Annotated in this window: 12 protein-coding genes; 4 read left to right on the top strand and 8 right to left on the bottom strand. The window is 36.7% G+C overall.

From position 1 onward, the window contains the following. The first annotated feature begins 1 nt into the window (after position 1). The 4 genes from G530_RS0109570 to G530_RS0109555 are packed head-to-tail and all read left to right on the top strand — an operon-like array spanning position 2 to position 3,462. Positions 2-652 (top strand): DUF4159 domain-containing protein, encoded by a 651-nt coding sequence (locus G530_RS0109570; RefSeq protein ID WP_026934321.1) that lies wholly within the window; start codon positions 2-4, stop codon positions 650-652. Next, the gene (locus G530_RS0109565; protein ID WP_026934320.1) at positions 652-1,173 is read left to right on the top strand and encodes a TrmH family RNA methyltransferase; all 522 of its coding nucleotides are present in this window, start codon (positions 652-654) and stop codon (positions 1,171-1,173) included. Before G530_RS0109570 ends, G530_RS0109565 begins: the two co-directional genes overlap by 1 nt. Positions 1,174-1,185: 12 nt before the next feature. Further along, positions 1,186-2,274, top strand: coding sequence for an AI-2E family transporter (locus tag G530_RS0109560; RefSeq protein ID WP_026934319.1), 1,089 nt, complete (start codon positions 1,186-1,188; stop codon positions 2,272-2,274). A gap of 6 nt (positions 2,275-2,280) precedes the next feature. Next, positions 2,281-3,462: a class I SAM-dependent methyltransferase gene (locus G530_RS0109555; RefSeq protein WP_205619196.1), complete on the top strand. Its 1,182-nt coding sequence runs from the start codon at positions 2,281-2,283 to the stop codon at positions 3,460-3,462. On the opposite strand, the gene flxY is transcribed toward G530_RS0109555, so the two are convergent. The 8 genes from flxY to G530_RS0109515 all read right to left on the bottom strand — a co-directional run bounded on the left by flxY (position 3,463) and on the right by G530_RS0109515 (position 13,488). Further along, positions 3,463-4,737, bottom strand: coding sequence for a flexirubin biosynthesis putative acyl-CoA ligase FlxY (gene flxY / locus G530_RS0109550; protein ID WP_026934317.1), 1,275 nt, complete (start codon positions 4,735-4,737; stop codon positions 3,463-3,465). A 1-nt stretch (position 4,738) separates the two neighbouring features. After that, complete coding sequence (locus tag G530_RS0109545) at positions 4,739-6,400, bottom strand: acyl-CoA--6-aminopenicillanic acid acyl-transferase (RefSeq protein ID WP_026934316.1); 1,662 nt, start codon at positions 6,398-6,400, stop codon at positions 4,739-4,741. Further along, positions 6,401-9,391: an MMPL family transporter gene (locus G530_RS0109540; protein WP_026934315.1), complete on the bottom strand. Its 2,991-nt coding sequence runs from the start codon at positions 9,389-9,391 to the stop codon at positions 6,401-6,403. It abuts the gene before it with no gap. Then, complete coding sequence (locus G530_RS0109535) at positions 9,391-10,596, bottom strand: DUF2062 domain-containing protein (protein ID WP_026934314.1); 1,206 nt, start codon at positions 10,594-10,596, stop codon at positions 9,391-9,393. Before G530_RS0109535 ends, G530_RS0109540 begins: the two co-directional genes overlap by 1 nt. Before the next feature lie 62 nt (positions 10,597-10,658). Then, positions 10,659-11,024 carry an ApeI family dehydratase gene (locus G530_RS0109530; protein WP_026934313.1) on the bottom strand — a complete coding sequence of 122 codons (366 nt, stop codon included), beginning with the start codon at positions 11,022-11,024 and terminating at the stop codon, positions 10,659-10,661. Positions 11,025-11,052: 28 nt separating this feature from the next. After that, positions 11,053-11,634 carry a flexirubin biosynthesis/transport protein LolA2 gene (gene lolA2, locus G530_RS0109525; protein WP_240472144.1) on the bottom strand — a complete coding sequence of 194 codons (582 nt, stop codon included), beginning with the start codon at positions 11,632-11,634 and terminating at the stop codon, positions 11,053-11,055. Between the two features lie 28 nt (positions 11,635-11,662). Next, positions 11,663-12,433 (bottom strand): polysaccharide deacetylase family protein, encoded by a 771-nt coding sequence (locus G530_RS0109520; RefSeq protein ID WP_035716203.1) that lies wholly within the window; start codon positions 12,431-12,433, stop codon positions 11,663-11,665. Then, entirely contained in the window at positions 12,430-13,488 is a 1,059-nt protein-coding gene (locus G530_RS0109515; protein ID WP_026934310.1) for a beta-ketoacyl synthase chain length factor, read from the bottom strand. Before G530_RS0109515 ends, G530_RS0109520 begins: the two co-directional genes overlap by 4 nt.

The following is a 13,488-nucleotide window of genomic DNA, read 5'->3' as shown; positions in this document are numbered from 1 at the left end:
TATGAGAATACCTTCGCTTTTTACACTACTCACTATATTTTGCCTGTTTTTTACAGGAACTGCGCAGGAAATAGCAGTGCTAAAATATAGCGGCGGTGGCGACTGGTACTCTAACCCAACTGCCCTTCCCAATTTGATCAAATTCTGCAATTCTAATATCAATACCCAAATAGATCTTAAACCTGCAACGGTCGAACCGGGAAGTACTGATATTTTTCAGTTTCCGTTCGTGCATATGACGGGACATGGAAATGTGATCTTCAGCGATGTTGAAATTGAAAATTTAAGAAATTATCTTCTTAGTGGTGGATTTCTTCATATTGACGATAATTACGGAATGAGTAAGTATGTTAGGAAAGAGATAAAAAGGTTATTTCCAGATAAGGAACTTAAAGAAGTTCCTGTCACCCACCCGATTTTTGCTAATGCCTTCAGTTTTCCAAATGGCCTGCCGAAGATACATGAACATGATGCCCTCCCTCCACAGGCATTGGGGATCTTTGAAAATGATAGACTTGTGCTCCTTTTTACTTTTGAAAGTGATCTGGGCGATGGCTGGGAAAGTCCTGAAGTTCATAACGATCCCGAGGAGGTTCGCTTAAAGGCATTAAAAATGGGAGCTAATATTATAAAATATGCCTTCGAAAACTAATGGATCAACTCACCCACACTCAAACTACCTTTCAGAAAACAGAATTCCCCATCATCCTACTACTGGATAACATTACGGGAGAAGCTAACCTGGGAAGTCTTTTCCGCCTGGCAGATGCTTTCGGAATTCAGAAAGTAATATTCTGTGGCAGCGAACCAAATCTTAATAGCAACAGACTTAAACGTACCGCGAGAAATACCTGGAAAACGGTGAATTTCGAATTTCAGGAAGATTCCGTAGAAACAATTAAAAAGTTGCATCAGGAAGGATATAGATCCCTGGCCATAGAAATCACTTCAGAAAGTATTCCCTTGCAAAATCTCAATTTAAATAAAGAAGAAAAGCTGATTTTAATCGCTGGAAATGAAAGACACGGTGTGAGCGATGAGGTTTTAGAAATTTGTAACCAACAACTTCATATTGAAATGTTTGGAGAGAACAGCAGTATGAACGTGGCACAATCTATTGGAATCGCGTTATACGAAATCACTAAAGAAATGAACAAGTTTCATAAGAAATAATATATTTACGCCGTGAAAGCACATGATTTTGCAAACGGAATACTAAGAGCAACAGGTATCATGATTGGTATCGTTCTCCTGCTCTATTTTTTATGGGAAATTCAATCGGTAATAGTCTATGTGGCTGTGGCCGGGGTAATCGCGCTTATTGGCCGACCTATTGTGATCTTTCTTAGAAATAAATTGCGGCTTCCCAATCAATTAGCAGTTATAACCGTACTGGTGTTAGTGCTGGCAATTTTCGTTGGAATCATTTTTGTTTTTGTGCCTATTGTTATTGAACAGAGTAAATATCTTGGCCAGATAGACATTGAAGCCTTTAAGAGTGATCTAAATGACCTGAATGATCAAATAAATAATTATTTAGGTGTAGAAGAAATTAATATAGTCGACGGTTTAGCAAGAAGTGAATTCGTGAAAAACTTTGATATTGCACTTATCCCCCAGTTTTTAAACAATGTATTTGGAATTTTAGGTGCTACCCTGGTTGCTGTTTTCTCTATTATCTTTATTTCATTCTTCTTTTTGAAGGATAGTAAGCTCATGCTAAATAGTATTCTAGTATTCGCCAATCGTGGTGAGGAACAGAAATTTCAGCGAGTTTTCAATAAGATCAAGGTGTTGCTATCCAGGTATTTTGTTGGTTTAACTATGCAAATATCTGTACTCTTTGTTTTATACGCCATATTGCTTTCTGTTTTCGAAATAAATAATCCAATTGCCATCGCTTTTATATGTGCATTTTTAAACCTGGTTCCTTACCTGGGGCCATTAATAGCGGGAATTCTAATGGCTTTATTTGTTATATCCAGCTTTCTTGGAGCCGATTTTAGCAGTATTATTTTGCCGCGGCTTATATATGTCATGTTAGGTTATGGAATTTGCCAGTTGATAGATAATTTCATTTCTCAGCCAATGATCTTTGGTGCCAGTGTAAAATCACATCCCCTGGAAATATTTCTTATTATTCTTATTTCCGGGTTGATGTTCGGCATCACCGGTATGGTAGTGGCAGTACCTTTCTATACTGCTTTGAAAGTTATCGCAAAGGAATCCCTGAGCGAATATAAGATCGTTAAAAGGTTAACCAGAGACCTGTAATTCCTTATGCTGAACAAGGCTTTCCTTTCTGCTGAAGTTTCAAAATTCATCAAAGAGAATCTTAAGAAAGATTTACCTTCTCTTATTTTAAAAGGAAGTCCGTTTGAAAATGTGAGCATCCAGGAAATAGCAACACAGATCAAAGGATTGAAGGTAGCTGAAAAGAAATTTCCGGAACTTTATAAGAATCCTGATATCATCTATCCTCCACAGCTAAACCTGGAACAGACGTCTTCTGAAATTACAGCAAAGTACAAGTCCTCGCTTATAAATGGTAGAACAGGAATAGATATAACTGGCGGATTGGGCATAGACTCTTACTTTATTTCGAAGAATTTCGATGATCTATACTATTGTGAACTAAATAAGAGCCTTGCAGAGATCGCTGAACATAATTTCCAGGCCCTTAACTCTCAAAATATCACCGTGTATCCAGATGACGGGTTAAAGGTCCTTAAAGAGTCTGAAAAGAATTTTGACTGGACTTATGCAGATCCTGCCAGAAGAGATGATCATGGCGGCAAGGTTTATAAATTTGAAGATTGTGAGCCAAATATCCCGAAGCACTTAAAAATGATCTTTCAGAATTCTGATAACTTAATGGTTAAGAGTTCCCCCATTCTGGATATTACTGCCGGAATCCAGGAATTAAGATTTGTAAAGGAAGTTCATATAATCGCAGTTAAAAATGAAGTCAAGGAATTATTATGGATCTTGAATAAAGATCTATCAGGCACTCCGGTAGTAAAAACTATCAATTTCGAAAAAGACAAGATTCAGGAGTTGTCTGGGAAGTTTGAGAAAAATCATCCACAGGTTGAATTTTGTTTGCCCCAATCGTATTTATATGAGCCAAATGCCGCTATTATGAAAAGCGGATTATTCGATCTGGTTGCTGTAAAAACTCAAACAAGGAAACTACATCAGCATTCTCATCTATATACCTCTAGAGAATTAATGAATTTTCCTGGAAGGATATTTAATATAACTGAAATTAAAGAATATAAACCTAGTGATCTAAAGCGATACTTTAAGTCAAAAAAAGCGAATATCACCACCAGGAATTTCCCTGAATCTGTAGAAAGTATTCGCAAGAAATTTAAGATCAAAGACGGTGGGACAGATTATATTTTCTTTACAACTAACAAGAACGATGAAAAGATCGTGATCATTTGCAAAAAAGTATAGCTACCTAAGATCCCTGAAAATTTGAGGTTTTCTACTCCCTTTAGGAAATTTCAATTTTGAGATCTGCTCTACATCCAGTCGCTCAATTTCAGGAGTAACATTCAAGTGAGATTTGAAGTTTTCTTTAAGCTCTTCTATCTTTTCAAAAGAATCTGGAACTAGAATCTTTAGGTTATCATTCCCCAGATCATCCAGACTGGCTTCAATAATGAAGGTTCTGATCTTTCCATAGCTATTAAGAACCTCAATAATATGCTGGGGATATAAACTGGTACCCTTAAGTTTGATCTTTTGTTGCTTTCTACCTATTACCGGACTTAAACGAGGAGTATTCCTGCCGCAATTGCACTTTTCTTTAGTATAAGTAAGCATATCGCCCGTAGCAAATCTTAGTAGAGGCATGGTTTCAGTGCCTAAAGGTGTTACCACCAATTCTCCAATTTCTCCCGGTTGCACCTGTTTTCCCTGATCATCAAGAATTTCAGTATATATAAGATCCGTCAATACATGATTACCTTTATGCTCGGAGCACTCAGTAAAAGCTGTAGACATCTCCGTGGAAGCGTAGGTTGAAAACAATTCGATATCCCAAAGGTCTTTTATTCGTTGTCCCAAAGCATTAAGTTCAAAATTCTGATCTCGCAAAGGCTCACCGATACAAATGGCCGCCTTGATAGAAGAATTTTTATAATCGATATTATTATCCTCGGCATACTGGATCATTTTCAGTAAAAATGAAGGCACAGCGACAAGGTAATTTGGTTTGAATCTTTCGATACTTTCCCACTGCAATTGAGGTAATCCGCTGCCGGTCCTAATAATTCCTGCTCCAAGTTTTCTTAAACCAAGAAAATAAGCCAGACCTGCCATGAACCTTCTATCCAGAGTTGTAGTGATCTGTACTTTATCAGATTTCTTTAGTCCCGCCATTTTAAAGGATCGATATTCATTCTCGGCCAGGCGATCCAGGTCTGCATCGTTCAGTGCAAAATTAACCGGACTTCCAAGAGTTCCTGAAGTGGTTACAAAATCAATAATATCACCCTCAGGCACCGCAATAAAATCTGAATTGAATCGTTGAAGTTCTTCTTTAGAGGTTACAGGTATTTTATGCAGGTCTTCAAAAGAGTCTATTTCTTCAATTAAAATATTGCGCTCTTTGAAAAGCTTCTTATAATAAGGAGATTCGGCAGAAATATATTTCAGTTGCTTTTTGAACAATTTCCATTGTTCTGCATGTATTGTTTCAACATCTTTAAATGAGTTATTGTTCATATTAAAGTTTTCGGTAGCTTTTTCTAATCATTTTTTCGATCAATTCTACATCCGGTAAAGTTGTGACTTCACGCTTTTTAGCCTGTTTAAAATGAATTACAGCATTCTTATAATCTTCAGTATTATAATATATTTTGCCAGCCAAAAACCAGGCTTCCCAGAAATCAGAATTCAGACTTACTAATTCTTTTGCTGTTTCTACAGAAATTTCCACTTCCTTTGAAAGCTGATCTTTCACTTCATTTTCCAGTTTCCTGAATTGCTCATAATCCTGAAATGCTTTAGTCTGAATAAAATTACTTTGCGGAATATTATCTACAACTGTTGCGACAGAATGATCTACAAGTCCATTTTCAAATTTTGCAAAAACATCATCCAGATCATAGGCAATAAACTCTCCCATCTGATAAGGATTTGAAGATACCCAGACCTTCCTTTCTTCAGGTTTAAAAACGATGCCATGATGAGCTAGTAACTGATTGATCGCTTTTTCATTCCCATAACCGATCTCTTTATCGTCTAAACCTTTCATATTACGCAAGATAGCAACAGCCTTCTCTGGATTGATCTTTTCTGTTTCTGAAACCAATTCATGCATTCTGTCAAAACGATACTTAGAATGACTTTCTTCGATGGCATTCAAATTCCTTTTATCATCTGAGTATGAATCACTTTGAAAATGATTACTGCAGATCAATTCATTTGAATTTTCAACCTCATAGACTCCAAAATTGGATGGAGAAACCTCAATTAGAATAGCCTTTTTTTCGTCTCCGCTGCCCACCATTATAGATTCAGACACAAAAACCTCTCTTTTTTTAGCAATCTCGATCGCTTCTGAAGTATTTGAAGCGTACTGCAGAATTTCCCTGGCTACCAGACTAATTGGAGTTTTCGCCTTGAAAGGCATTTTGGATTTCCCGGCATTAATGGTCACGGTAATTCCTTGTTCATTCATTCCGCTAACCGCGCCAATCATCCCTCCCCAGGTATACATCATGAATTTATGCCCTTGGTCAGGGTTTATGAAGGCTGCGATCTTTTGTTCTCCAAATTCGTCACCAGCATAGAAATCAAAATTCCTACCTAGAAGAAGCTGACCATCCTCAGTTTTATCATCCCAGGCGGCGAAGGAAGTACATCCAACAAGCATTAGATCCTGCAAAGCATGTCCAATATCGTGGGCTCCGTGAAAATAAAGCATTCTAATGTACCCTGGAGCAAAATCATCATAGCGCTCCAGCCCATAACGGGAAACACCATAGATCTCCTGCTTATACTCCTCTGGTACATGCAGATATAGCTTACGATTGAAATAAGATATAAAAGATTTTAGGAAGCCGCGATAATTTTCTGAAGGCACCATTGCTTCCAGTTTATTCATAAAGGCAATTTCCTGATGATGGATGAGTTCGCGGGTTAGACTTCCATTAGCAACACCCCTTTCCAGAGCATTCCCTTCAAGATATAGCTCCCAGACGCCCTGTTCATTCTTAAAAAGTTGATTGCTACCTAAACTATAATGAGTATCACTGTGTTTAATCCTGGACGTATCAATTTCCTTAATTCCTGTAATATCCGGTCTTTGCTCTAAAGATCTTTTTACCCCACAGGAAGCAAGGCAAATAAAGATCATTATTGCAAGTAAGAACCTGTAATTCATTTAATCAACTTTTCTATAAACAAGAATATTATTCTGACGGTATATGATCTCAAAATTAAGGTCCAGCAACCATCTGTTTGAGAGATCTGAATCTATAAAGATCACTTTTTTCGCATTTTCCCCAATCAGTTCTTTTAAGGCTTTTTCTTCATCGTAATTCCCGTGGATCACATAGACGCTAGTTTCAGGAACCTTTTCAATTTCAGAATAAAATAATATACTGGCAGATCTAGCCCTGGCAGTTCCTTTTAAAATATCCAGGGTTGGCTTATCATTTTCCAGCGCATGAATTTCAGAAGTTTCAAATTTATAAGAAAGAAATAACGGAATGATCCCATATCCTGAATTGATCACCGTAATACTCTCCCCTTCCTCAATATACCTGCTTATGCGTAAATTCTTTTCTCGCACATTTCTGAATTTCTTCTTAATTTCCGGATAAATCGATTTATAACGGTAATTATCAAGAACTGCTCGTTTGCGATATAATTTTTCGCTTTCGCTATTGGCGATCCTCCCTCTAAAGTCTCCTAAGCGTTTTAAATAGATCGGTGCTTTTCCAGCTTCTGCTCTGTTAATAATGAATTTTCTAAAAACTGCTCTTTGCAAAATAAAACTTACGGCAACTGCCGTGATCACACCAATTATTGAAATCACAGAAATAGATCTTAAAGCCGGATGCTGTGCAAATATCAAAGCGCCCATTCCTAATAAGGTTGTAATAACAGATATCAAAATTGAAGTTTGATAGGTTCTTAATTCGGACTTTCCGGTTTCATACTCATGTAAGCAGGCGTTGGTGATAAAAATGCTATAATCTAGACCAAGTCCGAAAATAAAGGTGGAAATGATAATATTAAGAATATTGAATTCAATATCCAGAATAGCCATTATTCCCAATGCGCAAATCCAGGTTACTGAAATAGGCAGCAAGGTAAACAGACTTAACTCCAGGTTTCGGTAAGATATTAGCAGAACGATGAAAACAGCAATTAATGATATCAGGATAAGTTTATTGAAATCTGATTTTAAATTTCCAAGAAAATTCTGGTTCATAGCTTTTCGATCCAGTGCAAAAACTCCTGGTTCATCTTCAAAATAAGACAGGAATTCTTCAGTATTTTCTTCCTGAAGACTCACGGTACTAGTAACCGTAGCCAATTCTTCCCCTTCCGAAATAAAATCGCTTAGGTAAAGGGAGCCGGCATTTTTATAATCATTGAGGCCAATTGTTTTAAAATCTGTATCTAACTGCTTATAGAAGTTCCCAAATGTTTCCGGGCGAAAACCATATTTAGAAGAAACGCTTATGAGATCTGATCTTACACTGTCTTTCTTTGACGTTGTCCAGAATGTATTCCAGTTGCCGATCTTTTCAGTTTGAGTAGTTGTGGAATGAATCACCCCTCCAATACTGCTGAAATTCTCAATTAAACCTTCAGCTTCAAAATCCTGAAGTTTATGATATAACTTACTATTTTGCTGAAGAGCCTCATCTACTGTATTCCCATAAGTAACCATATAGACACTCTTTCCAGATCTACCGGCCAGATCTTCAACCTTTTCTTCCACGTCTTTGATCACTGCAGGCTGGTAGTTCAATTTCGAGAGATCATTATTGAAATCTACCTTATTAAAAAAGAAGAGAGAGATGGAAAATACCGCAATGACGGCGATCACTAAAGGTTTTACTTTTGAATAATCTACAGAAGCTATCCTATCCAGAAAAGTAGATTTTTTAGAATATTCATTCCCCGGACTGTAAAATAATGGTATTAAGATCAAAGCAAAAATCGAGGACAGAATTACGCTTATAGCGGCAAACACTCCAAGATCATTAAGTGCTTCACTTCTTACAAATATGAGACATAAAAACGCGATAGCCGTCGTTACACTGCTCATTAGGACCGGCTTCGTGATATCACGGTATAATTGATCCACATCCCGATTATTTCTGAAATGGGTTAAAATATGCAAGGCATAATCCAGTGTTACTCCGAGTAATATTGCTCCTATTCCCAATGATATGGCAGAGACGCTTCCCTTAAAAATACTTATCGCTGCAATAGCTGAAATTCCCGCCAGGAAACTGGGCAGAAAAAGTAATATTGGTACATAGACCTTTCGGTAGAAAAATATAAGAAGCAATAACAGAAGCCCCATGGCGATCCCCATCGTTAACTGAATATCCTTTTTGATGCGATTAGCATTCGCCAAGGAATAAAGCACTCCTCCAAAATAGCTGGCCTCTACAGAAGCATGATTCGAATTTAGAACCCTAACTTTTTCTTCCAGGGAACTAATGAAAATCTCATTTTTATTAGTTTCTGAAGCTGGATAGGCCGGATCTAAAAACAAGATGATATTCTTTTTATCCTTGGTGATCAGGTAATTTTTATAGATGCTGAAATTATCGCCAACCTGTAATTCCTGAAGTTTCGCTAATCCCAGATTTGTAAAATTCAAAGGATCATTTAGAAAATAATCTTTGGTAACAAATCCTGTAGGAGACATTAATTGACGGTAACCAGAACTTATCCGATTTTTAATACTATCCTGATATAACCTATTTTCAATTTCCTGGTAGTCGTTTTCATTAAGAAATATTGGCAGGTTGGCAAAGACGAAACTATATACCTGATTGATATCCTTTTCAGGGACCTTACCTTTTATTTCCAGGATATATTCCGAGAAATCATTTTCTAGAATATTAGTTAATTCATTGGCATAAACCACTAAAGAATCCGGGTTTACAGTTTCAGATTCTGCAGAAATACTCACGATCAATTTATCAGAAAAATCAGCTTCTTTCAGGATCTTTTTAAGTAATTCCTGTTTTTCACCAGATGGAATAAGCCTGGTAATATCTTCTTCCAAAGTAATATTCCATGCGAAAAAAGAGATTAATGCTGCATACAATATGAGGATTGAAAAACCAATTATTTTATGGTTCTTCAAATAATTGTGAATATTAGAGAAAGCTTTACGCATTAAGGTTTTACCACCTGCTTTTGGTTAAAGACCGAAAATAAAAAATAAAATACAATCCATAGGCTTACGGCCATAACAATTGCCAGGGCGAAACTTCCCATAATATACTGCCACACTCCCATAATAACATCTGTTCCCGTATTGAATTCATGAAGTTTTAGATCCCAGTCGAATCCTTTTCCCGTGATCAAGGAACCAGTTTGATAACTGGCATAGACGATAATCGGAATTAAAGGCGGTATACTTATATTCGAGAATAAGAAGGCTATAACCTTATTTAATTTAAAAACCGCGGCTAATGTAAAAACAAGCAGGGTATGAATCCCCCAGAATGGAGATATTCCCACAAAAATTCCTAGCGCGATCGCAGCCGCCTTTTTATGAGGCGGTTCCTGACTTTTTATAATATCCTCTTTCCAGAATCTTTTGAAGCCTTTGTTCTTAAAGTCCTGATATTTATTGCGTGGATGTATATAAAAGAAACTCACCAGTACAAACCACATATAAAGAAGCACAATTCTAACAATATCCCAGAATGGTCTGAAATGCGTTACCCGTTCCCCTTCCTGATAAAACACCTTTATCGGGATGTTCTTTACTTCGGCTTTTTTCCATGCTGCCTTTACAAGAACCTCGATTTCCAGTTCAAATTTCCAGGTTATGAGCTTTAAGGAATTAATTAGCTTAACCGGATATAACCTATAACCACTTTGTGTATCGTGAAGTTCGATTCCGGTGACCACGAGAAACCAGAAATTAGAGAATCTATTTCCTGTACTACTTTTACCCGGGATTCCGTCGCGACCCATATTTCGATCACCAACGAGCAATAATTCCGGATCATTTTTTTTACGCGATTCCAGTTCGGTCAAAAATACATCAAGATCATCTGGATAATGCTGACCATCTGAATCTATGGTGATCGCATAATCATAGCCTAATTCTTCAGCATAGCTAAAACCAGTCTTTAAGGCTATACCTTTCCCCCTGTTTTCGGGATGAACTTTATGATGGAATTCAGGATAATTTTTAAGGATATCATGCGTAGAATCGGTAGAACCATCGTTAATGATAATAATTCTATTTGTATAGAGCTTAAGATCATTTAAAAAACTACCTAGAGAATGAGCGTTATTGTAGGTTGGTACAATTACGCAGCAATTAAGATCTACAAATCTACCTTGAAAAACAGGCTCCTTTTTCACTCTGAAATAATTTAATGCAAAAGTATTATTTATTCAGAGAGTAACATAATAGAAGTGAATTATTAGCAGGCCTTATATAACGAGCTAATTTTTAAAACGATACCCTGATTATTCTTAGCTACTCCTTTAAGTTTAATGAATTCACCGGTTTCGGTGAGATTGGATTCAAGAATAAGTTCTGCATCCTGAGTAGGATCAAAGACGGCTGTAAATTTCACATTATCGGCTCTAACTAACTGAAGTTTCTTGTCGAAGATCCTTTCTGCTTCTTCCTTAAAAAGCTGCATCAAAACTACTCCCGGAGTAACAGGTCTTCCCGGAAAATGACCTTTATAGATCTCATGCTCCTTATTAACTTTTAAGCTGGTGACGGCATCATCACCTGCCAGGGAAGTATTGGAAACCTTATAAAAGTCTTCTAGAACCATACATTTATTTTAGAAAGACCAAGATACTTTAGTTTTGAAAAACTGAAGGTGGAATAGGTTGATTAATTTTGATATTCTTCATGGAGATCTCTGTATAATCACCAGACGGATCTATAAGTCTCACAGACCTAATTAAATACTGAGAATTAAAGTTGATCCAGATCTCCTCAAACATACCTTTTAGGCCTGGATCTTTAGGAATGATCAGTGCTCTTACATTTTCTCCAGCCTGATGGTAGGTGATATCGAAGTCTTTATCTGCCATCAGGATTTTACCATTAACGCTACCGGCTACCAACTCCCCCATCTTATCGAAAAGTTTATTAGAAGATAGATCAACTTCAGATAACTGACCATCTTCCACAATAAACAGTTTTGAATCTTTGAAAAGTAACTGGTAATCATAAGGTTTTGAGTATTCCCACTTCAAAGTATTAGGGGACTTATAATATACCTTACCATGACTTTCAGGACTTCCATTCATCATTTTCATTTGCTTGGTCTGGGAAAAGTCTGCAGAAAAACTATTGATATCATTAGATTTTTCTAAAACATTCGCTTTAAAATTCTGTTTTTCAGAATTACTTAAAGGGCCGTTTTGAGCAAGCATATTTAGGCTGAAAAAGAAAATGCAAATTTTAATTATACGCATGAATATTAAATAATTTATCAGGCCTTACGGTACTGAATTTACGTTGTTCTAGAATAACCAATAACTGTTCCAATATAGGAGCTGTATTAGGCATATTATCGTGTAAGAGAATAAGGTCGCCCCTATTAAGATCTTTCGTGATCCTGTGAATGATCTTTTCAGGAGATTTAGTAACCGCATCATAAGGCCTAACGTTCCATCCAATAACCTGATGCCCCGTTTTCTTTACAGCCCTTTGTGTTTTGGGATTAATGATTCCGAATGGAGGCCGAAAAAGATTCATTTCTACTCCTCCTATTTCTTTCGCAATTTTGTTACATTTTTCAATCTCTTTTACGATAACAGTACTAGGGAGAAAGCCAATTTTCCTAGTATGGGAATAAGTGTGATTACCTACTATATGTCCTCTTTTAATGATCTCTTTAAATATCTCCGGGTATTCCTGAATGTTTCTTCCAATACAGAAAAATGCAGCTTTTGTATCATAGCGATCCAATATTTCAAGAATTTCTAAAGTGCCTTCCACAGGGCCATCATCGAAGCTGAGTGCCACAGAATTATCAGGAAAATCTGGATTTCTATTGTATGCTTTGAGGAAAAAATTAAACTGAACGTTGGTAGAGAGTACAAGTATCAATAGCATATAGAGCACAGCGATCACAAGTACCGGCCAGAAAGGCCAAACCTCCTGATAGTAAAGTGCGATCGCGAAAATTGCCGCAACTGCAAAGAAAGTTTTAATCAGTTTAAAGATCAAAGGCTGTGTAAAAGAATTAGTCCGTGATTTTTTCCCAGATATTGATTATAGATTAATATTTTCCCGGGCTCCTTGCAATGTAATGCATTCAGCTTAAAGATCTCAGGAATCTTCTTTTCTTTCAGAATTTTAGAAGCCAGCCAGAAAGCATATGAGGTTACGGCATTATTTTCTCCTACCAAATGCTTGAATCCAACCTGGCATTTATCTGAAAATATTCCTTCCTGTAATTCCTTATAATAATGATCAAATCTTACATCTCCGTTTTTACCTAGTAATACAGCATCAATATCTAACACTGAAGTATTATTCTTATTCAGAAAGTCTTCTATTTCTTCTTCAAGATTTTCAAGCGCTATAGAATTAAAGATCTCGATATCCTTTAATTCAGCATAAGATTTGGTTGTTTTTTCTGTTCCTAGAGTGAAGAAAGCCGCAGATTCTGATATAATAGTTCCTGAAGTTTTAGAATCTAAAAGTTCCAGATTATTAACGGGCTCAGTTTTTATCTGCCCATCCAGTTTCTGAAAACCTGTAAATTCATAGGAAGTTTCGTCAACACCACCAACAAGAATGTTATTTATGTCATCATTCTGAAATTGAAGCATCGCATCTATCAATGCACTTTCAAAAGAAACAGAATTCTGGGTGAAAGTCATATTGTGACCCTTGCATTTAAGATCCAGCGCGATCTGGCCACCTACGGTATTATGCGTAGACTGAATAAAAGAAGTAGGACTTAACAGACCCTCCTTGGATTCCAGCATATTGTTCATAAACTTCTCCGTATCCTGCATACACCCCTGACCTGTTCCTACCAGAATAGCATCAGGCTTTTCAATTTCAGCTTCAAGCAAGGCTTTTTTAGAACAGAATAATCCCATCTTAACTGCTTTGGACATTCTTCTAAGCATCATCGGTTTTATCATAGACTTATAATCCTGGTCTAATGCAGGAAGAATATGCTGGTAATAACTCTTTGAGCTTTGATTCTCAAAGATTTCCTCAGACTGTGGAGAAACAGATGATACCCCGTTGATGTAGACCTTACTCAT

The sequence above is a fragment of the Christiangramia echinicola DSM 19838 genome (assembly GCF_000423065.1).
Lineage (GTDB): Bacteria > Bacteroidota > Bacteroidia > Flavobacteriales > Flavobacteriaceae > Christiangramia > Christiangramia echinicola.
This window is presented reverse-complemented; position numbering and strand designations above follow the sequence as displayed.